Below are 24010 nucleotides of genomic sequence, written 5' to 3'. Positions count from 1 at the left end.
TAACGTGTTGACAAAGCTTGGTCGCGTCGCTCTGACGGCTGGGTGGCGACTGTGGCCTGGCCGCCGCGGTGGCCTATTCAGGTGTGTGGGTGGCGGGTTGAAATCCCTAGCTAGTGGTCCTTCCGCCTGCTGGGAGTTGGGTTATGCAGTCCTCGTTTCGGTTCTGTCGGGGTAGTCGGGGTAGTCGGGGGTAGCCAACACTTATTCATGGTTCGCGGTTCCGGATACAACATGACAAGGCGGCGCTGCTGGCGTTGCCGCCGGTCGCCCCGGTCACGGGGTTCACCGCCCCGGTCCGGCTTCCGCGGGACTACTACGTCCGGATGGGCTCCAACGACTACTCCGTCCATCCACAGGCCATCGGCAGGTTCGTCGAGGTCACCGCCGATCTGGACACGGTCAGCATCAGCCTGGACGGAAAGTGCATCGGAACCCATCCCCGGTGCTGGGGCGCCGGTCAGTCGCTCACTGATCCGGAGCACGTGCAGGCCGCACGGACCCTACGCAGGGCATTCCAGAACACGACCCCGACCACGGACACTCCCGGGCTGCGGGATCTGGCGGACTACGACCGGGCCTTCGGTGTCGTGCTCGATGACGGGCGGGTCGCCTGATGCCCGGGGCCAAGGAAACCGCGGGGCAGATCGAGTACTACTACCGCGCGATGAAGGCGCCCAGGATCCGGGAAGCGGCCGCGCGGCTCGCGGACCAGGCCCGCGGCGCCGGCTGGACCCATGAGGAATACCTCGCCGCGGTCCTCTCCCGGGAAGTCGCCGCCAGGGAGGCTTCCGGCGCCGAGTCCCGTGCCGCGCCGCCGGATTCCCGGCCCGCAAATCGCTTGAGGACTTCAGTTTCGATCATCAGCCCGGTCTCAAACGCGACACCATCGCGCATCTGGCCACCGGCGCATTCCTCACCGAGGCATCCAACATCGTCCTGCTCGGCCCGCCCGGGACCGGGAAAACCCACCTCGCAACCGGATTAGGGCTGCGCGCCGCCCAGCTGGGCCACCGGGTCCTGTTCGCCACTGCCATCGACTGGGTCGCCCGGCTCCAAGGTGCTCACCAGAGCGGGAGGCTGCCGCAGGAACTGGTCCGGCTGCGCCGCTACGGGCTGATCATCGTCGACGAGGTCGGCTACATCCCGTTCGAACAGGACGCCGCGAACCTGTTCTTCCAGCTCGTCTCCTCACGCTACGAGCACGCCTCCCTGATCCTGACCTCGAACTTGCCGTTCGCCCGATGGGGAGACGTGTTCGGTGATCAGGTCGTGGCCTCCGCGGTGATCGACCGGATCGTCCACCACGCCGAAGTCGTCACCCTCAAGGGCTCGAGCGACCGGCTCAAACACACAGGGACAGACTCGCTACCCTCGACAAGACCGGAAAATACGGCAGAATAACCAACGTCAACGTGGCTCACTTTTGCACCCGCAAAACGGCTCACTTTTCGACCATCGCTGACACAGGTGCCTGTGCTAGGTGATTACTGGGGAGGATTTTCGTTTAATAAGGCGAGTACGGACCGGAATGGCTCGGCGTCGAATTCGATCCGCCGACGCACGGACCAAGCTTCGGCTGCGTCCACGGCATCCCCGATGGCGTGCACCCCGTACGCATACGGATCAGCCGGAGGGTCATTCGGTACCGCTACCTGAATCTTTAGGTGGCGGTCGGCCTTGCGGAACGCCCCCGTGCGAACTCCTTGGAAGTCAGGACTGATAATGTCCCCAGGGATTTGGAACTCGACGTTGATTCTGAAATCTGACTCAAGTTGGCCCACGATGTCTGACAGATCCCTCGATAATCGTGTGAGCGCTTCCCGCCAGACCTTACTCTGGGCACCTAAGCCTCCGACAATGACTCCGATGGAGAGTGCTTTGGGCCGGCTGGGCGTTGATTCAATCACGGCACATCATCCAGAAACTTTCCTGCCCAACGTTCGAAGTTCAAGGGTCCAGGATCGCGCTCAACGATGAATCGTTCGAGGTTGAGTATCTCGCGCCTTGTTCCACTATGGATAATATCCATGACTTTGTCCTCCATGAAATTCCTGGTGTAGCGAGTCAAAGGGTTCTTTGATATTCCCGTCTTAAGATACTCGCCGGAGTCGGTCGAGAGACGATATAAAAAGGCACGAGCGGAGCTGGCCGCCGAGTTCCCGTGGCGAGGGCCATCATCCTTGGGGTCCGGAGTTCCCGCTCCGCCGCCACCTCCGACGGCACCTGCCGCGCCTGCTGCCGCCTGGTTATCGCTAGTGTTCTCGTTGTTCATTCGCAGGTTGGCTGCTGCGGGCTTGGGCTACTTGGGCGGCTGCTTGTGCTGCGAGGGCGGCTCGTCGTGCTGCTTCGGCGGCTGCTGCTGCTGCCGCTGCTGCTGCCGCTTGGCTTACCGAGCTTGGCGTGGGTGTGTAGCGGTTACCAGGCTGGTTTGACCCTGATGGGTAGTAGGTGGGGTAGGCGGCCGCGTAAGTGGGCCGGGCCGACAAGGCAGCGGGTGCTGTGTAACTGGGTGCACCGGCATAACTTGGTGCGCCGGCGTAACTTGGCCTGGCCAGTGAAGGTGGCGGTGCTGGTGTTGTAGGTCTGGCGGTACACCAGTTACAGGTTGTTGCCCTGGGCGTCGATGCGGCCGGAGCGGGCCATTCGAATCTCGGAATCGAAATGGGATGAGTCTTGGCCCATTCCACTGCAACGTAAGTGCCGATTGTCGCCGCCCCTGCAATTAGGGCCTCTTTGACACCTGGGATGGCTATGACGAGGCACCACGGGCAGAGGCCGCTGGGGTCGGATTGGTTGATGGGGTCGTTGTTTGAGTAGGTGTAGGGGGAATGTCCGCCGGCGGCGTCCCAGTTGTAGATGGGGTCGGGGGCTGTGAAGATTCCGAGGACGGGGTCGTAGTCGCGGGCTCCGAGGTGGGTGAGGGCGGTTGCTGCGTCGTTGAGTTCGGAGAGGTAGCCGTTGGTTGCGGAGAACCCTGTGGGGTTGGCTGCGTTGGTTGCTGTGGTGGCGGTGGCTGTTGCGCTGCGTTCGAGCCCGAAGGGGTCCGAGTAACGCTTGGTTGTGGCCGTTCCGGGCGCCCCGGGAGTCGCTTGCGTGATGGAGGTGGTGGTGTTGACGGCGTCGGGGGTGAGGAACCGGATTTTCGAGCCGGTGTCAGTGGTGACGCGTTGGGCGACCGTCTTCCCGGCGAAACTGATGTCGCGTGTGCCGGTGGCTTTCCCGGTCGTGCTGACGTGCACTGTCGCGTCAGCGAGAAGAGAAGTCACGCCGGTGGTGTCGTTGATACCGACGAGGTTCCCGCCGGCGTCGTAGTAGCGAGTCCCTGTCCCGGTTGCTCCGCCCGCGGTCGTGGCGCGGTTCGGGTTCAAGGGGAGAGTTGATGTGGCGGTGCTGGTGCTGATTTTCCCGTCGGCGGTGTAAGCGAGTGTTTGCCCTGCCCGGCCAGTGAGCTGCCCGGCCCCGTCCCACGTGAGGGTGTGAGTTGTTGCTGCGGCTCCTGCCGGAGTGGTGGTGATGCTGGTTGGTCGGTGTGCGCCGGCGGTCCCGGCCGCAGGGAAGGTGTAGTCCTCGGTGCTCTGTAGGGCACCGGTGGCTTTGTAACGCTTTACTTGGGCGCGTTCGCCTGAGGCGGTGTACGTGTACTGCTGGGCGTAGGGTGCCAGGCCGCCGAGGGACGTAGCGGAGAAACCACCGTTGCAGGATTTACTGGAGGGGGTCCAGACGCCGGTCAGCCGTTCTGCGTAGTCGTAGGCGTAGCATTCGACTTCCTCAGGGGACGTCTTGGACGTGATCTTTCCGGCCGGGTCGTACGCGTAGGAGGTTTCGGCTACGGTGCGGGTGGCGTTTTTGGCCCAGTTCGTGGTCGTCTGCTTGAGCAGCCGACCGGTGGTGGCATCCCATTGGAAGTAGTTGGTCTGCAGGCCGGGTGATTCCAGGGCGGGGTCGAGGGAATTGGGATCGCTTTGATCGAACGATGCCAAGTTGCCGAGGACATCGTATTGGGCGTTTCCGGCGAAGATGTCCCAGGTTTCGTTGTCGACCGAGATCGGGTTGTCGAAGTTGTCGTACCCGTAATACAGGGTTTCTGCCGGCAGGTTCTTGATTCCCGGCAGGCTCAGGACGTCTGGAAGTCCGTTCTGCTTGTAGGTCAGCCCGGTGGTGTAGGTCCCGGCGAGGGCGCCCATCCCGGCGGGCAGCACCGTGGAAGTGCTGCCCGGTTGTCCGGCGTTGTTGAACCCGGACCGGGTGGTCTTGACCGGTTGGTCGTAGTTGGGTCCGTTGAAGCGGGTGGCCTCGCTGAGCGTGCCGTTCCGCTCCACGTCGTAGGTGAGGGTTTCCAGGGTTTTGGTGACTCCGGCCGTGGTGGCGGTGGTCTGGGTTGGCCGGTCGAGGACGTCGTAGCTGGTGTCCAGTTTGACGCCTTTACCGTCGGTGGTGCTGGCCAGCCGGCCGGAGGCGTCGTAGGCTGCGGTCGTGGTCCCGGTGTCTGGGTCGACGGTTTTCTTCTCGCGTCCGAGGAGGTCGTATTCCCAGGTCCAGGTGCTCCCTGCGGTGCTGAGAGCGACCATGCGGCCCATGGCGTCATGGGTGTAGGTGGTGTCATCGCTTGCCCCGCTGGCCGCGGCGCCGCGGAAGATCTTGCGAAGGCTGGGGTTGCCTTGGCCATCGGTGATGACGGTGGTGGCGGGCTTGCCTGCCGGACCGGTGATGGTTGTTGTGTCCGAGGTGGGGTAGCTGGCGGTCGTTGACCAGAGTTCCTGGTTGTCGTTGGCCAGGGCCCTGGTCTTGGTGACCCGCCCGGCGCCGTCGTAGGTGTATTCGGTGGAAGAGGGGACGGCCACGGCGGGGATCCTCAGCGTGCCGCTGGGGGACTCGGTGAGGTAGTAGTCGTTGCGGACCAGGCGGCGTTCGCCGTTGGAGTTGTAGAGGACGTCGGTGGCGATGGTTCCGCCGGGGGGTGAGAGTCGCTGCGTCTGGCGCAGGCGGCCCATCCCGTCGAGGATCTGGAAGGTAGCGATGTTGCTGTTGGAGCTGTTGCGGGTGTTGTTCCGGATCCAGGACGGCGCGGTCTGGGAGAGGTTGTATTCGGTGGACGTGCTGGGGTCGGGGTTCAGGGCTTTGGGCCGGAGCGGGTCCCAGCTGGCGACCGGTCGGCCGCTGGCGTCGTAGTCGGTGGTGGTGGTGGCCCCGGCTGCGTCCTTGGTGGTGGTGATCGCTCCGCGCACGGCGTCAGCCGTGGAAGTGGCTTGCCAGCCCTTGGGGTTTGTTGCGGTGATGGTGGTGGGTGGTCCGGTGGCGGGGGAGTAAGCAACGGTGGTTTTCCGGTCGGTGCCGGTGGTCCGGTCGGTGCTGGAGGAGACGCGGCCCAGGGCGTCGAAGGTGCGGGTGGGTCCTTCTTGCCACTGGTTCACGGTCTGGCCGGTGGCGCTGATCGCGTCATCGGAGCGTGTGGCCTGGGTGGTGACGGGGGCTTTGTACCCGGTAGTGCCGGGGGTGGCTGAGGTGCTGTCGGCGTAGAACACCCGGGTTGCGGTGAGGATGTTCCCTGCCGTTGTTCCCTGCGCCGTGCAAAGGCCGCTGGAGGTGGACGTCGTCGCGGGTGCGGTGAGGATGTTCGCTGCGGTGTTGTCGGCGTAGACCGTGACGGTGCAGGTGTCATCGGTGGTCTTGGCACTGTCTGTGCTTGCGGAGGTTGCTTTGGTCCGGCCGTAGTTGTCGAAGATGTTGGTGACGGTGGAGGTGTTCCAGCCTCCGGCCAGTGAGCTGGGCTCACGGGTGGTGGTGCTCAGGATCCCGCCGAACCTGGCTTGTGTGCCTTGGGCGGTGTTGGTCGCAGTGGGGTTTGAGACCCAGGGTTCGTTGATGGTGGAGCTGAGCAGGGGCCCGCCGACACCGTTGAAGGACTGGATTTGCACGAGGCGGCCGGCGTGGATGGGCGAGTCTTCGACGACTTTGCCGCCGTCCAGAGTGACGCTACTCGTGCGGACCCCGCCGCTGGTGTTGGACGGAGTCCCGTGCAGACCACGGAGGTAGGTGCTGGTGGTGACAGCATTCGTCGATGGCTGATCAGGTGCCCCGACAACGGTTTTGACGTCCTGCCAGCCTGCGGCGACGGACCAGGTTGTCTGGGAGCCACCGGATCCTGTTGCTACCTTAGCGCCGGCGTATTTCCAGGCCGGTGCCCCGATGTATTCATAGCGGGATTCAACGTCGGTGCTGGCGTCCGCGCCGGGGCCGGCGTTGGTGGATACCCGGGCTACCGGGTAGATGTGGAAGTAGTCCATGCGCGGTGCCTGGGCGATGGGCGCCATCGGTGCCCACCACTGGGGGTAGCAGCGCTTGGTGTTGGTTTCGGGGCTGCCGGGCAGGTTCGTCGGACTGCATTCGGCGGCGTTATACACGACGGAGGTGACCGCACCGGCGGGGGTTTTGACGGTCGAGATCCGGTACCTGTTAAGCGGCGCGAGACCGTCCGTAACCCAGACACGGTTCTGTAGCGTTTGCCCACCGAATATTGTCGGCGGGTCGGTGATCGCGGCCCCGGTCCCGGTTGCGGTGTTGCTGCCGGTGTGGGCGACCTGGCCGAGCCAAAGAGCGGGTTTGGTGCCGTCACCGGGGTCAGGCATGGTGTGGCCGAGCGCCCAGGTGTCCGCTGCCTGGTAGACGCCGCTGGAGAGGCGGGTTGAGGCGGTGACCTTCGTCAGGCGCTGGCTGGTGAAGAAGGTCGGGGAGAGGATGGTGCAGGACCCGGACTGCGGGCAGATGAACTGAGCGGGAACGTCGTTGCCTTTGCTGCAGTCGATGCCGTTGCAGCGGTCCGCGTAACTCAGGGAGAGCCGCAGAGGCGCGTTCCCGGCGAGTTCAGCACCGGTCCGCATGCCGTAGTCGATGCGGGAAAGCCTGGCGGCGCGGGTGTAGTCCAGCCTGGTGCCGGTGCCGGCGGCGGATGCGTACCAGTTGGTTTCCTGGTCGTAGTAGAAGGCCTGGGTGTTTCCGTTCAGGTCAACGATGTGGTCCAGGTTCCACATCCACGCCTGCTGGCACAGGGAGTCCTTAAAGGTCGCCGCGGCGCAGGGCTGGTCGGGTTTGGCGGCGCCGACCGGGACTCTGCTGACGGAGTTGGTGGTGGGTTTCCCGGCAGCCCAGCCGGGCAGTTGGTTGCGCCCGAAGAAGTATTGCGTGCCGGCGTTATCGGTCAGCTTCCAGTAGCCGCCGTCGAAGGTTCCGTTGATTCCCGGGGTTTTGACGTACTCGATGCGGGTGTTGTCGTCGGACTGGAGCTTCCAGGCCCCGGATCCGGTGTCTTTGACGAGTTGGGTGTTGCGCCCGCCAAACGAGATCGACAGGCTCTGCCCGGTCGGGTTCCCGCACAGGTCATAGGAACTTGATACGCCCTGGTCCTTGCAGGAGGTAAAGCTTTGCCGGATATATCCGGCACCGGCAAGTGCCCAGCCATCCCCAACCACGCTGGCCTGGCTGTTCGTGGCGCTGGTAAGCCCGTCCACCCGACTTGAATCATAGGACAGGGACAGGCTGGGGGTTTGTCCGGCCGGTGCTTTCCGCGAGGGCAGAGGGTAGTTCCAGGTGAAGGCGCCCAGTTGCCCGGATGCTCCCCAGTTCCCGGACCCGGGACCTGGGATGGCAGTAGTGTTCTGCGCCCCCGGGTCCGCTGCTGTCAGCGCCGTGCTCCGCAGCGTCGGAGCGCTGACTTTCGTCCCGGTCACGGTCATCTGCGAGCCAGGGGCCGCGGGTGTGGTCAGCGCCGGTGCCTGAACCAGGGTGCCGGCCCAAGATGATGCGGCAACGGTCGGCACTTCAGATTTGAAGGCGGCGGTGTTGACCGTGACAGAGGCGGCGGTGGCTGGCTGTGGTGCGAGTCCTGATCCCGTAACCGCCAATGCCGCTGAGAGGGTTCCAACTAAGAGCACTCGGGACAGCGCGGAGGCGGTTCTCATTTGACCAGGATCCCTTCGTAGGCCGAGGTGATTCGGTCCCAGGCAGGGCCGAACTGCGAATTAACCAGGACCCCTTGCGTCATGACGGGCCGGTAGATCAGGCCGGTGAACTGGTCCGCTGCCGGGGTGGCGGGGTTTGCGGTGCCGAGGACGGCCGGGGATGCTCCGGTTGAGGGGCGGTGGCTCGTCGCTGCTGTGGCGATGACCCAAGTCTTTGTGCCCTTGGTGTTGGAAACGGTGAGGCGGAGCTGGGCGTTGATTCTGTCGTAGATGGCACCAATGAAATACCACTGCTGGGTCGCAGCACCTTCGACGGCATCCTGGCTGACGTTTTTCAGATTGGCAGGTGTGGCCGTGTCGTAGGCCGCGAGTTCCCACAGGTGCTGGGGTGAGAGTCCAAGAAGGGACCCGACCGTTCCGGCGTCGTTCATCTGGCTGAGGGCGACTTGCCTGTTCGCTGCAGAGGGTTTCGCCGGGCAGAACCAGCCGCTGAAACTGAAGCTCTCGGCATTGTTCACCGCCGCTTGCAAGGTCTTGGCAAAAGCTCCAGCCGCGGGCACGCGCAGCGCACGATAGGCCGTCGTCGCCGGGCCGGTTGCCTGGGGCAGCATGCACCCGGCCACCGGGGACGGGGTCCCTCGGTTCGTGGGTACGTCAACCCATTGGGCGCCCCCGGCGACCGAGGTAGGAAGGACCTTGGTCGGCGCCGGTGCCATGTTGCCGACCGTGAACGTCACGGAAACAGCACCGCTCTCGGCTTGGGTGTTAATGTTCCCGGCTGTATCAAATGCCCACACGCTGAAGGTGCTGGTGAGGTCAACGGGAGCCACGGTTACATTGGCAGACCTGCCGTCTGCGGGGCAGACGACCACGAAGGGACCAGTTCGTTGCCCGCAGGCCAAAGCTCCGACGCTCTTGGGATAATCAGGGATGCCCGTACCGGCGGTCACTGCATAGACAAAACCCTTGATGGGATAGGGCCCCAGGTTTCTGACTGAGTACGAGAGTCCCGTGACGCCCACGACGGCCTTGTTATAGAACTCGGGATCACTATTCATGTTGAAATCGCCAGCCAGCACGCGAGGACCTGAGGGCGCTGCTGTATTCACTGTGAAATTGGTCGCGGCTCCTGCGGAAGAGATGCCTTGCTGGTCCGAGGATTGGTATTCGAGCCGATAGGTTCCATCGGCCAGAACAACAGGGACCTGCCAAGTTGTGCTGCCGCCGGAGCCAGGAACAGGACGTCCCGATGAGGTAGAGGCGACGGCCGTGCCAGCTGTGTTTCGGACAGTAATCCAGATGAGGATTGTTCCGCCCGCATCCCCGTCAGGGTCGCTCGCTGAAAGGTTTATCGTCGGCTGGTTGTACCGGGTGACGTACTCGGCGCACGTCAGCCCGCAGCCCGAGATGGAGTTCAGGACCGGCGTATTCGGAGCAGTCCCGTAGGTAACAGTGATGGTGGCGTTGTTGGTGAAGCGCTTCCAGCTCAATTCGTCTGAATACTCACCATCAGCGAACAGTCCAACAGTCCACTGGCTGACGGTGGGGAAGAGATCGGCGGCAGCCATCATGTCGAACCCGACCGTCGCATCACCGCAACCGAGGCCTTCGTTGCCGTAAGCGAACGATTTAGCTTCAATGTCACGGGCGATCCCCGGCTGGCTGTTCCACGTGGTTCCGGTCCCGACCCCGCCCGTTATCTTCGCCCGCACAGTACGGGCGACGCAGGACGAAGACCAGAAGTTGGTCGCGTTGAAGCGCGCAGCGAAGATCTTCTTACCGACCATGGGCGACGTGGTGAACTGCCAATAGGCGTGCGCCGTGTGATTCTTTCCCGCGGTGTCCCACTTGGCAGGCAGGAAGCCGAGGTTCAGGTCCGCTCCGGCAATCTGCCCGTTCCAGTACGACGTGGTGGGATAGGCAGAGTCAACGAAGACATACGATGCGCGTGCCGTGGACCAGTCAGGATCGATGTACAGCGGGTATGTCAGATCCTTGCGGGACAGAATGTCCGAGATACGCAGCTTTTCGTGAGTACCCCCAACGTCGTTGGAGAGCGACAAATCAAAGGATTCCATCGTCCCCGGTCCGCCGGGGTCCGTTGGGCCAGCATCTCGATGGCGTGAGTCCCACCAATGTCCGGCCCGGCTCTGCAGGACATCTTCACCTGTCTTGCGGCTGGTGGCTTTCAACCCACCCTTGGCGTCACTATCCAGGTTCACACCCGTGGCCTCGAGCTTGAGCTTGAAATCGAGAACCCTTGGGTCCGTTGCAGCTTCTGCGGTGTAGATCTTCAGGACCTGGGAGATGCCCTGTTTCTTGGCCACCTGGATGAGATCCACACCGGGGAAAACGGAAGCGTAAGTTGCCATGTTGCCGCTGATTTTCGCCACAGGGAGCTTGCCGTACGCCCAGGACTCCGTCACCGTGTGGCCCCGCCGGTCGGATACGGATGAAAGTTTGGAGTCCCCGCCTTTGCTGATTTTCAGATCTGCAGGAACCATCTTCGGTTGGAGCATTCCGCCGGTTTCAACCAGATCGGTTGAGATATCGGTCCATGTCCCGTTCGCCAGCATTCGTGTTGGTTCGACCGATACGGTCTTGCTGAACTTCCCGTCCGGCAACGCCAGGACCTGCTCAGTAGGTGTAGTCAAGGAATCAACGACCACCGACGTGCCGGACTCGGACGCTGTCCGGGAGGCCGCCTGCTCGCGAGTTTCGGTGGGGGCCTCTACCGGAATGGCACCGGCCCGCGCGGCTGCCGGAGCGTGAGGACTTGCCTGCGCGACACCGGCGGGAGGAAGAAGCCCCATGCATAACGCGGCGGAAAGTGAAATGGCAGTGAACAGACGTGTACCACGAAGCGCAGAACGCATGGAAAGCCCCCCAAAAAAGACAGGGGCGGATATTCATCGCTCGCCCCCATCACGATGATTATGGGAGAAGCCTAAGACATAAAATCAGAAAACCGGCAGACAATTTCACAAAAAGCTGTTCATTTTCCAGGTGTGAGCTGTCAACGGGCTGCAAATCAGGTGACATCCGTACCTCGATTGGACCGTAGTACACGATCTTTTGCGTCATAATTCTTGGGGTTAATTCGTTGATCTTGTCGTAGAAATGATCTTCGGCACCCCGTTTCGGCGGTAACACACCCCCACGCCTGCGTATCGGCCCTTGGCGCGGAAGCCGCGTTCCCAGAGCAGCTCGCCGCCCCGCAACCAGGAGGTGTCACGGCTCCAAGACATCCCTGGAGTAGCCTCGAACCAGAGCTTGGATTCCAAAGCCGAGAGTAGGCCCAGACGGTATTCCGTCCGCTTGTCGCCGGTATCCGTGGCGGGTAGCGTCTATCTGCGACATCCAACGGGTTGCAGGGTAAGTAGATGAAACCGCGTCAAGCTTCAGGCGGAAGGCATCTCCCGTTCCTCACAGCACTCGCGAGTTACTGGCCAGCAGAACCTTGCCCCCAGGCCGTTTGTAAACAGTGACGTCATTCCACAGGAAGAGGTGTCGCCCATCCGCGCCGTCGGCTTGAAGCCACAGTACGCTGTCGTCGGAAGAGACCACGTCGATGCGTCCTGATGCAGTGGGTACTCCGCTCTCGTAGATGTGGACAACATTTCGGCTTGGGAGAGGCCTGACGAATCGAGAATCGGAGCCGAGCCCGGAAGGTCCTGTGGTCCGAAGGCGATGCAGGTCTCGGCGGGGTGGAAGAGTTCGCTTGGGTCGTGCCCCAGCGGGCCACGCAACCTTTCCGAGTGCCGGTAACGGAAGGCTGGCGCGCAGAAGGGGCTCCCGGAGCGGAAAATCAGCGCCTGCCACCTTTCTGCTGCGGTCCAAGGAGCCACTAACAAATCGCTATAAATTGGCGAAGCCCCGGTCAAATAGCGGTTGACCGAAGCTTCGGTCACATTATGCCTACCCCAACCTTCGGGTGTGCTGGGAGGACCCGTGGGGCAACTCCGTACGCTGGCGTAAGGAAGGCGCCTTCCCGGGGCCTGACACTAAAACTGACAGGGAGTGCGAGGCGAAAGAAGGTACCTGATACCAACGGTGTGCACGGCGAATACTTTAATGTTCCAGCTACTTGGTAATGTGAACGAAAACTGTATCTGGGGGTTTGATCTTGGCACGTCGTCGTGGGTTTTTAGCGGAAATGCAGCACCAAGCGAAGGTGGCTGAACAGCGCCAACGTGCCGCGGCGCGTGAACAGGCAGCCTCGGCTCGCCGGGCTGAGCAGGCATGGAAAGCTGAACAAAGGGCGCAGGTTGCACTTCAACGAGCCTCGGAGGCGGATCGCAAACGCCTCGAGAAGGAAGCTCATGACGCTCACGTGGCCAGCCGCCAGGCAGAAGTAGAGCAACTCAACGCCGAACTGGCGGCCGTCTACGACCAAGTCGATAGCCTCCTCGAATCGACTCTGGCTGTCGATGATTACGTTGACCTCGGCAGCTTGCGGAGGACCGTCGAACATCCACCATTCGACCGCAGGCTGGAGACCCCAATTCCCGGCCCTGTTACCTTGCCCGATCCCTCAGCCCCTGTATTTCAAACGCCGGCTCCCCCAACCGGGCTCTTCGGCCGCAAAAAGAAGCTCGCTGAGGCCCAGGCCCAAGCTCAAGCTGCGTTTGCCCAGGCCCAATCAGTCTGGGAGCACGAGATGGCCGAATTGCCCGGGCGGCGCCAGGCGATTGCTGGTAGGTACGCTGCCGACGAGAACAACCGAAAGCAAAGGCTTGCGGCTGCAAAAGCTAGATACGCGGACGAATGCGCCGCTCGTGAGGCCCAGGTAGCTCAGCACAACGCTTCCATCGACGAGCTGATCACGAATCTTAGTTACGGTTCAGTGGAAGCCCTGCAGGAGTACGTAGGCATTGTGCTGGCCAACTCTGTCTACCCCGGGGGGTTCATGGTGGAGCACGAGGCACAATTTGACCCTGGAACAGCCGAACTCGCATTGCGCGTCCTCATTCCAAGCCCGAACTAGATCCCGACGATCAAGTCTTATAAGTACGTGAAAGCCAGCGACGAAATCACGTCTGTAGCACTCTCGCAGAAAGAGTCGAAAGACCGATATGCGGGAATCGTCCATCAGGTCGTACTACGAACTTTGCATGAGGTGTTCGAGGCAGACCGCCGCGCGCTGATTCAGAGCATCGCGCTGGAAGTCGGAACGCAGACAATCAACCCCGCGACAGGCAACGAGACCTACATCCCGTTCGCCGCAGTCGGGCATCACGTGAGGCGTTTTCCGATATTGATCTGTCAGCCGTTGTTCCAGCGGCCACGGTGGAACACCTGGGCGCCGCCGTCTCTAAGAACCCCCTTGGACTGACACCTGCGACTGTCTCAGGAGTCCGGCGCTCCTGATGACGACGGATAATCTAGTATTCAATCCGCCTCCAGGCTGGCCCCAGCCCCCCGCGTACTGGCGGCCTCCGGCGGGCTGGACGCCTGACCCTGCGTGGCCGGAACCGCCGCAAGGATGGCAGCTCTGGTTGCCATCGGGAGATTCATCGGCTGCGCCCGAAGTCGAGCCGGCACCGGTGCCTGACGCTCTAGTGAACAAGGTGGAATCAAACGAATCGACAGTTGCTGCACGAGTCGCTTTCTCGAGGCTGAAAATCAGCTTCTTCGGCGGCAGCTTGCCGACGCCACCGACCCATCCACTCCTTACGTTGAGCTCAACGATGCGCTGGTGCTTCAGGAAGTCGGCATTTACCGCTATCACCACCCGCTTGAGAATGCTGCGTCCTTCCGTGAACGCTTAGACGAGGTGGAAGCACGAATCGCGGAACTGATAAAACTCGGGCAGGCGATCGTGAAGTCAAATCTCTTCACGTTCGACAACTCCCTAGTGAAAGGTCGACGCATGACCGATGACCTGGCAAAGTTGATGCTCCGCGCTTACAACGCTGAGGCGGACAACAGCATCAGGTCCCTTAAGCTAGGCAATGTGGTCACAGCCAAACGCCGCCTAGATGCATCACGCCAGGCAATCGCGAAACTGGGTGCACTGATGGAAATGCACATTAGTGATGACTTCCACGCAAGGCGCGTTGCGGAAATCGAACTCACCGCCGATTGGCTCATGAAAAAGCAAGAGGAGAAAGAAGCAGAACGGGAGGAAAGGGCTCGTCTGCGCGAGGAACGCCGCGTCGAACGCGAACTCGCCGAGGAACGTGTCCGGCTCGACAAGGAACGCGCCCACCTCCTCAACGCTCTCGCCGCTATGCGCGCCTCCGGGCAAGGGGATCCTGATCTCGAGCGTCGGCTCGAGTTGATCGACGAAGCAATCGCCCAAAATGACTTCCGCGCTGCCAACATCCGCGCCGGCTACATCTACGTCATCTCCAATCGTGGTGCTTTCGGCGATGACGTCGTCAAGATAGGCCTAACCAGGCGCCTCGAACCCATGGAACGCGTCGCTGAACTCGGTGGAGCATCAGTACCATTCCGCTTTGACATCCACACCCTTTTCTTCTCGGAAGATGCAGTCACCCTGGAGAACGAACTTCATAAACATTTCGCGACGAAGGCCGTCAATCAAGCCAACCCGCGCAAAGAGTTCTTCTTCGCAACCCCATCGGAAGTGCGAGACGTACTAGTGGAAAAAGTGGGCAACCTTCTGGAATTCAACGAACAAGCGGACGCCGCCGAATACCTTCAATCCATCAAACAGTGGCCAGCCCGATCTTCCCACGCGCCGGTGACTACAGCACTGCCACTCACTACGCAGTAGTGTGCTCAGTCGTGGGGCGGACCCCCGTTCGCTCTCAATCGATGTTCCATCGGGCAACTACACCTTCTATCAGGTCGCGCAGTTGGCCTAGAAGCTGCTGGGAGAGCAGAGGACGGTTCAGTGTTAGGGCATCGATGGCACCACAAATGGCATCGTTGGCACTACGGATCTGTTGGTCAATGGTTTGCCACGGCTTAGCGCTCAACATGACTCTGTGCGGGAGCAAAAGACAAGTTCTCGCGCGGTGTGGGCACGCTGGATGCGGCCACATAATACAGGTTGACGGGCAGTCCACAGCCGCTCAGAAACTCGTGGTCGTTGATACCGGCATTGTTCAAGACCTCGCGGGCCCGTGGGAGCATGGATGGCATCTCAAGCGCCGACGTCCGCCCTGGTTCGGCGCGACGCCAACCGTTCTGCGACATACGTTCTACCGCATTCCGGTATGAGACATCGCTCATTACGCCGAGGGTTCGGGCCCGGTATAACAGTGCCGAGAGGCTCACGCCCCAGTGCTCTTTTAGCTCAGCGAGCTGCTTCCAGCTTCGTCCTGCCGTAGAGGACGCCAGTGATGAACGAATCTGTTCAGCCGGCATGAGCAACTCAGCGGCAAACCTGTTGGCTTGTTCCTCGGAGACCTTGCCGCCTGGTTCAGCATCGTGATGCATGATCAAGTGGCCCAGCTCATGTGCAACGTCGAAGCGCTGTCGGTAGTAGTCGTCCTTGACTGGGGTAAGCACAATGATCGGACGCACGGCGGTGTGCATGGAAAAGGCATCAATTGAGGCAACGCCCGGCTCACAAAACACCACCACAATTCCTGCACGCTCGGCAACAGAAGACGGACCCATCGGCGGTTCGGGTATCAGCGTTCCCTGCTAGGAGCGGCTCGCCCTCTCGCTGGACTATGACGGAGTGGCCTTCTTCCAGCTGGTCTTGGGACCTGATGCGGCTGGCAGCCCGGTGTAAGGAGCCGGACAGCGCCGTAGCGCCGTCAGTGACTAAGCAGCTGTTGTTTTGCGCCCGATGAGGGCGTCAGATTTTAGGGAGTTGTAATGGATGCACGGCTTGAAGCCATCCGGGGTACGGTGCTGGCGCGGAATCCCGGCGAAGGGGAGTTCCACCAGGCGGTCACCGAGGTCTTTGAAAGCCTGGGCCCGGTGCACGACCGGCACCCGGAGTTCCTGGAAGGCGCCGTTCTCGAACGGCTGTGCGAGCCGGAGCGGCAGATCATTTTCCGCGTTCCGTGGACGGACGACGCCGGTCGCGTACAGATCAACCGTGGCTTCCGGGTGGAGTTCAACTCCGCCCTTGGCCCGTACAAGGGCGGCCTCCGGTTCCACCCCTCGGTGTACCTGGGCATCGTGAAGTTCTTGGGCTTCGAGCAGATCTTCAAGAATGCCCTCACGGGCATGCCGATCGGCGGCGGCAAGGGCGGTTCCGACTTCGACCCGCGCGGTCGCTCGGACGCCGAGGTCATGCGCTTCTGCCAGTCCTTCATGACGGAGCTGTACCGCCACATCGGCGAGTACACGGACGTCCCGGCCGGGGACATCGGCGTCGGCGGACGCGAGATCGGTTACCTCTTCGGCCAGTACAAGCGCATCACCAACCGGTACGAGTCCGGCGTCCTCACCGGCAAGGGCATCTCCTGGGGCGGTTCCCTCGTGCGTCCCGAGGCGACCGGTTACGGCACCGTGATCTTCACAGAGGAAATGCTCAAGACCCGCGGCAAATCCTTCGACGGCCAGCGCGTGGTGGTCTCTGGCACCGGCAATGTGGCCATCAACGCGATCGCCAAGGCGCAGTCGCTCGGCGCCATCGTGGTGGCCTGCTCCGATTCCTCCGGCTACATCGTGGACGATGCCGGGATCGACGTGGCCCTGCTCCGTCAGGTCAAGGAAGTCGAGCGGGGACGCCTCAAGGACTACGAGACCCGCCGTCCCGCCGTCACCTATGTGGATGGCGGCTCCGTCTGGGACGTCGACGCCACGGTAGCGCTGCCCTGCGCCACGCAGAACGAGCTCGACGGTGACGCCGCCGCCCGGCTCGTGCGCAACGGCCTCATCGCTGTCGGGGAGGGCGCCAATATGCCGTCCACCCGTGACGCCGTCGCGGTCTTCCAGGACTCCGGCGTGCTGTTCGGCCCGGGCAAGGCCGCCAACGCCGGGGGCGTGGCGACGTCCGCGCTGGAGATGCAGCAGAACGCGAGCCGCGACTCATGGACCTTCGCGCACACGGAACAGCGCCTCACCGAAATCATGGTCGGCATCCATGACCGCTGCGCGGCCACCGCCGATGAGTACGGCGACCCGGGCAACTACGTGCTGGGCGCGAACATCGGCGGCTTCGTCAAGGTGGCCGACGCCATGCTGGCCCAGGGCCTCATCTAGGGATGTCATGTCCCGGCCGATGTCGACGTCGCCAAAGGAGTCGCCGACAGTGGTGGCTGCATGGGGAAGCCTGCAGGCGTGGGCAAAGGTCACCTTGTACACATCGATTTGTCGGAGGCCACGTCTTCGGATTGAGCCCGGCACGCTTTTGCGGCTCTGAATACAAGCGACTGTTGGCAGGCCGCCGCCGCCGGCACTTCTACTGCTGTGAGGCGCGTTGACGCTGGTGTGGACATTGTCCACACCCTCGCCATCGGAATGTGTCGTAATGGTACGGAACTGGCCCGGACTGCCTATGGTTTCGGAACTTCCCTACGCTTGCTGGGTCGGAATGCAGTTCGAGTCCCACCTCGGGCACAGTGTTTCCGCAGGTCACAGGCCTGCGTGGTCTCTTGGGTGTTGATAAAACCGCCCAACGTGTTGACGGCGGCGTACCGCTTACTGTGTGGTCAGCATTCGCAAACGCATCAAAGAGGACGGTACAGCGTCCTACATGGTGTGTTGGCGGGATCCAAAGAGCCGCTAGCAGCAGGGCCTGACCGTGGCAACGCGACCAACGCAGGAGAGACATGTGAAGCGACCAGGGAAGAGTCTGAATCGGGCCACGTTCGCCTTCTTCCTATTACAGAACTCAGGGATTCTCTTGTCAGTGGAGAACTCGCGGACGCTGGCCTTGCCTGCCGTGGTATGGCAGCCCTCGCCCGCAGCTATCCCGATACCGAAGTTCTCGCAGATCTCCGTGACTGCGCCCGCAAACTCCTAGTGGCCCCTCAGTACCTGCGGTAGCAGCAGTATGTCGCGGCTCGACAGTATCAGCGCCGGCGTAGCGCCCGGTAAAAGATCCTTGCCTGCACCAAGGCCGAACGCACGGTCTAGTCCCCATTACTCGGCCGTCCCTCTGAATGGGCTCCTACACGCCCCGCAATGCGCGAAATGCGGCCGAGGCTTGACGTCGTACTTGCATTTTGCAAGTATAGGCCGCATGAGCCTCTTCATCACCTGCCCGGTTGAGAGCGTCGAGCGCGCGACCGCCTTCTATACCGCCCTCGGCTGGACCCTCAACGCCAAGATGTCCGACCACAACGTGTCATGCTTCGCGATCGCGCCCGAGCAGTACGTCATGCTCGGCAGCCGCGAGATGTACGCAAGCGTCGGCGGCGCCGAGGAGCTGGTCGGCGGACCCGACACCCCCTCGAAGGTCACGGTCTCATTCGACCTCGGCAGCCGCGAGGCGGTCGACGAGCTCACCGAACGCGCCGGCGCCGCCGGCGGGCGGATCGGTGACACCGACGACTACCCCTTCATGTACCAGCGCCAATTCGACGACCCCGACGGCTACCACTATTCGCCGTTTTGGATGAAGCCGGACGCCGATCCGACCGCGTGAGCAACCTCGCCGCGGCCCTCGACATCGTCGGAGCACGGTGGGCCCTGCTCGTGGTGGAGCGGCTGCTCGACGGGCCACAGCGCTACGGCGATCTGCAGCGCGACCTCGGGGTGCCGACCAACATCCTCGCGACCCGCCTGCGCGAGCTCGAGGCCGCCGGGGTACTGTCCCGCCTGCCCCTCCGGCACAACACCCGGGCCTACGCGCTGACCGATCGCGGGCTCGCCTTGCGCGAGGCGATCGTCGCGCTAGCACGCTGGGGCGGCGAGGAGCGGCCTAGGCGTGGCGCGGAATCGCGATGCGCTCCGACAAGCTCCCCCGAAGCTACCGCGCCGGCGCCAGACTCTCCGCCACCCGTTATGGATCAAATCAGAGGGAATGCCTCGGCTTCTGATTGAGTACTGTCCGCGCACAATAATGAGCATGCCCTCCGTCCGGGCTGAGCTGCGGGCATATGGGCTATATGTCCGTTGCTGCAGCCCAGGGAGGGCATGCTCACTGGTGCAGGCTAGCGACTAGCCCTTGAGGCAGTGGCGGTAGGCGGCCATGGCCTGGCCGTAGTTCGCCTGGCCGGCGACGTCCGCGGGCCGCTTCGGCTTGACCGGCGGAGTGCACGTCGGCGGAACCGGGGTGCTGGCCGCGACGAGGACGCTCGCCTTCACCACGGTGCCGGATTCGACGGCGGTGAGCACCAGGGAGCCGGTGCCGGCCGCCGCGCCGGCGGGTACCTTCAGATCCACGGTGGCGGCGCCGGCGGAAACCGGTACTGCGCTGAGGTCCGTTACGGTGCCATTCGCGTCCGTGAACTCGGCGCGCAGCGAGGTGTTGGCCGGGCTGCCCAGCGAGGTGAGGTCCAGCTTGGAGACAGCCAAGGTAATGGCTTCCCCACTCTTGACCTCGGCTGCGGTGGTGTTCACGACGGCGACAGAGCGGCGTGCGAAGTCCGGCGATACAGGGTTGTGTGCCTGCAGGTACTTGATCCACGCGTCGCGGTCCACGAGGCCGGAGTCCTTGGAGGACGTGCCCTCCTTGAAGATGCGGAAGTTGTCGCCACCCGTTGCCAGGAAGCTGAACGTTCCGATCCGGTACGACAAGGCCGGGTCGATCAGGGCACCGTTGATCCGGATCGAGGTGATCCGGTCACCTGCGGCGCGGGCTGCGTCGTAGGTGTAGTTGACGTTCTTGGACAGGCCCAGCTGCTGGTACGCACGGCTGGGGACCGTGCCGTCCGGGTTGGTCTGCCACTGCTGCTCGAGGAGCGTTTTGAACTGCGCCCCGGTCAGCGACGTGGTCCACAGGTTGTTCACGAACGGCAGGACCGCGTTGGCCTCGGCGTACGTGATGGTCCCGTCCGGCGCGTAGTACAGCTCGTTGCGCAGGCCGCCCGGGTTGACGACGCCGATCTCGGCGCCGCCGAGTTCCGGTGCCTTGAGCGAGTCCACGAGGGAGTCCGCCACCAGGTTGCCCAGGGTGGATTCGCTGCCGCGGTCATCGCGCGCTGCCGGTGTGGTGGCCGTAGCAGGCGTGAAGGCGGTGGTGATGTCCTTGGCTACTGCGCCGACCGGCTGGTTGCCGACCACTGCCGCATCGGCGAGGGCCTTGTCGACGATGGTCTTGACGGCGGCAACCCGCGGGTACGTGGCCACGAGATCGGCGGCCGGCTGGTCGGCGGAGGTGGTCCGCTTGACGTTGCCTGCCTTGTAGCCGGTGACCGACATGGTCTTCGTGTCGATGGTGAGCTGGATCTGGCCGATGAACTCGCCGTAGTTGCCGGTCTGGACGATCGGGCGGGTCTTGCCCTGAACGCCCGGGACCGCGAGCATCCCAGGAGTACTGCTTGTGGGTGTGGCCGTTGAAAATGGCCGCAACATCCGGGGTGACCTCGGTGACCATCTTGGCGAAGGGGCCGCCGGCGGCGACTTCCTGCTCCAGGGTGGAACCTTCGGGCGTGCCGGAACCCGCGCCGTCGTGGTTCTCCACGATGATCACGTCGGCGAGCTTCTCCGCCTTGAGCTTTGCGGCGACGCGGTTGATGGCGGCGACGGGATCGCCGAACTCGAGATCGGCGATGCCTGCGGGCGTGACCAGCGAGGGCACTTCCTGCGTGACGGTGCCGATCACGGCGACCTTGATTCCGTTCATGTCGAGCACCGTGTACTCCGGCAGGACCGGCTCGGTGGTGCCCTTCTTGTAGACGTTGGCGCCCAGGTACGGGAACTTGGCGTTGCTGCCGCCCACGAAGATGTGGTCGCGCAGGTCTGCCCAGCCGCCGTCGAACTCATGGTTGCCCACCGCAGAGGTGCGGAGCTCAAGGGCGTTCAGCACATCGATGGTCGGCTGGTCCTTGGCAACGGCCGAGGCGAACAGCGAAGCGCCGATGTTGTCACCCGCGGAGAGGAAAGCCGTGGCTCCCGGGGCAGCCGCGGCGCGCAGCTTCTCGATGGTCCCCGCGAAGAACACGGTGTTGGAATCGATGCGGCCGTGGAAATCGTTGATGCCGAGGAAGTTCAGCTCAACGCTGGCGGGAATGGCCGGGTCTGCGTTCAGGTTCAGCCCCACCACCACCGGATCGTGGTCGCTCGCCCGGAACGGGTTCGCGGCGTAGTAGTCGGTCACGTTGTTGTTGTAACGGCTGTACTCAAGGGCAACGGATTCAGCGGAGTTGATGTTCCAGATATCGGCGCCCGTGACGACGGCGTTTGCTGCCGGCGAGGCGAGGATGTGGTCCAGTGAGCCCACCAGGCCGTCGAAGAGGTAGGAGTGCTTCGCGGAGCCGTCGGCGTTCTTCGCTTTGTCGTCCTGGTTGACGTACCCGGCGCCGGTGAGGACGTTGATCGGGTCCTCCTTGGCGTAGGAGTTGAAGTCGCCGATCAGGAACACCTTGTCGGTGCCCTTGGACTTCTGCAGCTCGTCGGAGAAGGCCAGCAGGGACTGCGCCTGGGCGGTGCGGGCGAGGTTCGAGGCGCCCTGGCCCTTGTCCGTGTCGGCCGGCGTTGCTGCCGAGCCCTTGGACTTGAAGTGGTTGGCGATCGCAATGAACTTCTTGTCATCGGGGGCACCGGCGGGCTTGAAGACCTGGGCCATCGGCTTGCGGGCACTGGCGAAGGCCACCGTGTCGTTGTGGATGATGGACTCGCCCACCGGCTCCGCCGCGGCCTTCTTGTAGATGAAGGCGGTGCGGATCATGTCCTCATCCGCCAGCGGGGGAGCGTTCGCAGGTGTGCGGACGTAGTCCCAGATGCCGGGCGTGGCAACGTTCAGGGTATCAACCAGCTTGGACAGGGCGTCGTCCCGGTTCTTGCCGAACTGGGCCGAGTTCTCGACTTCCATCAAGGTGACGACGTCGGCGCCGGACGTGGAGATGGCGGCAACGATCTTGGCCTGCTGGCGCTGGAAGTTCTCAGCGTTGGCGGCGCCGCGGACGTCGCAGCCGCCCTTGACGGTGATGGGGTTCCCTGCCCGGTCGGTGTAGAACGTGCAGCCGGGGATCTGGTCGCCCGTGGTCGGGAAGTAGTTCAGCACGTTGAAGGAGGCAATCTTGAGGTTGCCGCCCACCGCTGTCGGGGCTTCAGCGCGGGTGGCGCCGAATCCGGCCGGCTGGACCGCGTCCGCGTTGGCGGCGGTCAGCTGGGTCAGCGGCTGGAACTTCCAGGAGTTGTTGGCGTAGCTGAGCACCACGTTGGTCTTGAACGTGACGGGCGCGCCCACCCGGACAGGGTCCGCGGTGGTCAGGTACGGCAGGGTCAGCGCCTTGGTGCTGGCGTCCTTGAGGAAGTTGGTGCTGGCGCCGTCGTCGAGCTTGATGCCGCGCGCGGCGTTGGCCGCGACGGTGGCGGTGTACTCGGCGGAGCCGTAGGCGGCGACCGCGGTGGGCTGTTCCAGCGGGGTGGTGCCGCCGGCCAGGCCAATCTCGCCGTACTGGTTGAGCGAGAAGTTGTCAGCGACCGTGACAGGGCCCTGCGGCGTCAGCAGCATGGCCTCGAGGGACTCGCGGAAGGCCTCGTCGGCAGGGAGGGCGAAGCCGGTGGCCTTGACCTCGGGTGCCGCCTCGGTCAGCTTGGTGACCCCGGCAGCGCCTGCGACGTTGACCTGGGTCATGCCGTAGTACTCGGCAATGTCGCCGGTGACCTCGAGGTAGTCGCCGATCTGCACGGAGGCGACGGCGGAGGGCGCGTACACGAAGATGGCGTCCGACGCCGTGTGGTTGGCCGGCGTCAGGTCGCCGCCGGTTCCGGGAGTCTGGAGGTAGAATCCGGCGAAACCGCCGGTCGGGAAGGTGGCAGTGACCTTGCCGCGCGTGGTGACGGCGGAGCCGGCGAGCGGGCTGGCCGTGCCTGTGCCCTGGATCTCGGCGATGCTCTTGGCGGCCGGGGGAGTGGCCGGGTCCGGATCGACGGGCGAATCGACGGGGGGCGTCACGCCGTTGGCGGCCGTGGGAGTGATCGCGGCGCTCAGGGTGAAGTCGGCAGAGTTGTTGTTGCTGTCCGCGCCGGTGCTGCGGTTCAGGCTCTTGACGTCCGCGTTGCTCGCCGGGGCGGTAGCGGGCTGGGTTTCGAAGGTGTTCGAGGTGCCATAACCGAGCAGATCTGCCACGTCGGGGGAGTCAACGACCGATCCGGCGGCCAACGGGTTCAGCGCGGTCGGCTGCTTGGCCAGGACCATGGTTCCGGCCCCGCCGGCCGGGTTGAATCCGGTGGCGGTAAGGTCAGCGGCGGGGAGTTCGGCGCCGACAGCGGCAGCGCCGCCGTTGGCGCCGCCCTTGATCAGGTAGTAGCCCTTGGCCGGGATGCTTCCGGTCAGCGGGGCGGCGAAGCTCGGCGCCGCGGAGCTCGTGGCGGAACGGTACTGCAGCGACCAGCCGTCCAGCGATACCGGGGCGTCCGAGGTGTTGTACAGCTCAACGAACTTGTTCTTGAAGGCTGCTCCGGCGCTGCCGCCGCTGAGGTATGCCTCGTTGATGATGACCTGCGAGGTGCCAGTTGCCGGGGAGACCTCCATGGCGAGCGCCGGGACAGCCGCCAGCGGCGCTGCGATGAGCCCCACTGACAGCGCTGTGCCCAGCGCGGTTTTCCAAGGTATGTGTTTCATCCGCTCTAACTTTCATGAGGTGCCCGGGTAAGGGCGCGGTGGAGTGTGTCCGAGTGGTGTCCTCGGAACTGCCGGATATTGCTCCTGGTCAAGCAGTTTTCCGGCACAGCAAAACAGGAGTGAATGAACACAATGTGTATTACATGTGCATTCGGCGAGACGTCCCCCAGCGGAACGTGTCACAGCCGGCACGGGACATCCAACGGTGCGCCCCAGCGACGGTGTTGGTGTAGCTCTTGCGTGCGTCCTGAACCGTCCCCGCCACATACGGTCGGGCACTCCAAAAGAATACCGGCCAGTATTCAAAGCGGAAGAGGTAGACGGCTATTTCTTACAGCAATTTTCATAAAGCTGACGAACGCAGACCTGTGTTCATCCCAGGGCCGCATTGATGAGGAAGAACCGGCCATGGCCCGGGACGTCGGCGACAGCGAGGCAGGGGAGC

At 63.3% G+C, this 24010-nt stretch carries 11 protein-coding genes and 3 pseudogenes; 9 read left to right on the top strand and 5 right to left on the bottom strand.

The window, feature by feature from the left end; genetic code table 11:
• The first annotated feature begins 254 nt into the window (after positions 1-254).
• On the top strand, positions 255-614 hold the full coding sequence (locus tag QFZ65_RS12855) for a hypothetical protein (RefSeq protein WP_306910984.1): 360 nt from the start codon (positions 255-257) through the stop codon (positions 612-614).
• Positions 614-1401 (top strand): annotated as a pseudogene (gene istB / locus QFZ65_RS12850) (IS21-like element helper ATPase IstB). Before QFZ65_RS12855 ends, istB begins: the two are co-directional and overlap by 1 nt.
• A 502-nt stretch (positions 1402-1903) precedes the next feature.
• On the opposite strand, the gene QFZ65_RS12845 reads toward istB, so the two are convergent.
• Positions 1904-2272, bottom strand: a complete 369-nt coding sequence (locus QFZ65_RS12845) for a hypothetical protein (protein WP_306910982.1) — start codon at positions 2270-2272, stop codon at positions 1904-1906.
• Positions 2253-7505, bottom strand: a complete 5253-nt coding sequence (locus QFZ65_RS12840; RefSeq protein ID WP_306910979.1) for an RHS repeat-associated core domain-containing protein — start codon at positions 7503-7505, stop codon at positions 2253-2255. The genes QFZ65_RS12845 and QFZ65_RS12840 overlap by 20 nt, the downstream gene beginning before the upstream one ends.
• A 133-nt stretch (positions 7506-7638) precedes the next feature.
• On the opposite strand from QFZ65_RS12840, the gene QFZ65_RS12835 reads away from it, so the two are divergent.
• Positions 7639-7773 (top strand): hypothetical protein, encoded by a 135-nt coding sequence (locus QFZ65_RS12835; RefSeq protein ID WP_306910978.1) that lies wholly within the window; start codon positions 7639-7641, stop codon positions 7771-7773.
• A 178-nt stretch (positions 7774-7951) separates the two neighbouring features.
• Here the strand turns inward: QFZ65_RS12835 and QFZ65_RS12830 are convergent, their stop codons facing one another.
• Entirely contained in the window at positions 7952-10624 is a 2673-nt protein-coding gene (locus QFZ65_RS12830; RefSeq protein ID WP_306910976.1) for a hypothetical protein, read from the bottom strand.
• 1451 nt (positions 10625-12075) lie between these two features.
• On the opposite strand from QFZ65_RS12830, the gene QFZ65_RS12825 reads away from it, so the two are divergent.
• From QFZ65_RS12825 to QFZ65_RS12815, 3 genes are all read left to right on the top strand, one after another.
• Positions 12076-12942 (top strand): hypothetical protein, encoded by an 867-nt coding sequence (locus QFZ65_RS12825; RefSeq protein ID WP_306910974.1) that lies wholly within the window; start codon positions 12076-12078, stop codon positions 12940-12942.
• Positions 12943-12969: 27 nt separating this feature from the next.
• Positions 12970-13290, top strand: a complete 321-nt coding sequence (locus tag QFZ65_RS12820; RefSeq protein ID WP_306910972.1) for a hypothetical protein — start codon at positions 12970-12972, stop codon at positions 13288-13290.
• 363 nt (positions 13291-13653) lie between these two features.
• Positions 13654-14697, top strand: coding sequence for a DUF4041 domain-containing protein (locus QFZ65_RS12815; protein ID WP_306910970.1), 1044 nt, complete (start codon positions 13654-13656; stop codon positions 14695-14697).
• A 194-nt stretch (positions 14698-14891) separates the two neighbouring features.
• Here the strand turns inward: QFZ65_RS12815 and QFZ65_RS12810 are convergent, their stop codons facing one another.
• Positions 14892-15548, bottom strand: coding sequence for an ImmA/IrrE family metallo-endopeptidase (locus QFZ65_RS12810; RefSeq protein ID WP_306910968.1), 657 nt, complete (start codon positions 15546-15548; stop codon positions 14892-14894).
• Between the two features lie 204 nt (positions 15549-15752).
• On the opposite strand from QFZ65_RS12810, the gene gdhA reads away from it, so the two are divergent.
• The 3 genes and pseudogenes from gdhA to QFZ65_RS12795 form a co-directional block, all read left to right on the top strand.
• Positions 15753-17090: an NADP-specific glutamate dehydrogenase gene (gene gdhA, locus QFZ65_RS12805; RefSeq protein WP_306910966.1), complete on the top strand. Its 1338-nt coding sequence runs from the start codon at positions 15753-15755 to the stop codon at positions 17088-17090.
• Positions 17091-18072: 982 nt separating this feature from the next.
• On the top strand, positions 18073-18477 hold the full coding sequence (locus QFZ65_RS12800; RefSeq protein WP_306910964.1) for a VOC family protein: 405 nt from the start codon (positions 18073-18075) through the stop codon (positions 18475-18477).
• A pseudogene (locus QFZ65_RS12795) lies at positions 18474-18749 on the top strand (winged helix-turn-helix transcriptional regulator); the annotation flags it as partial. The gene QFZ65_RS12800 and the pseudogene QFZ65_RS12795, both read left to right, overlap by 4 nt.
• A 243-nt stretch (positions 18750-18992) precedes the next feature.
• Here QFZ65_RS12795 and QFZ65_RS12790 read toward each other — a convergent pair.
• Positions 18993-23565 (bottom strand): annotated as a pseudogene (locus QFZ65_RS12790) (ExeM/NucH family extracellular endonuclease).
• Between the last annotated feature and the right edge of the window lie 445 nt (positions 23566-24010).

The organism is Arthrobacter sp. B3I9 (genome assembly GCF_030816935.1).
In the GTDB taxonomy this organism is placed as follows: domain Bacteria; phylum Actinomycetota; class Actinomycetes; order Actinomycetales; family Micrococcaceae; genus Arthrobacter.
Note: the sequence above shows the minus strand (reverse complement) of the source record. Positions and strands in the feature narration are given on the sequence as shown.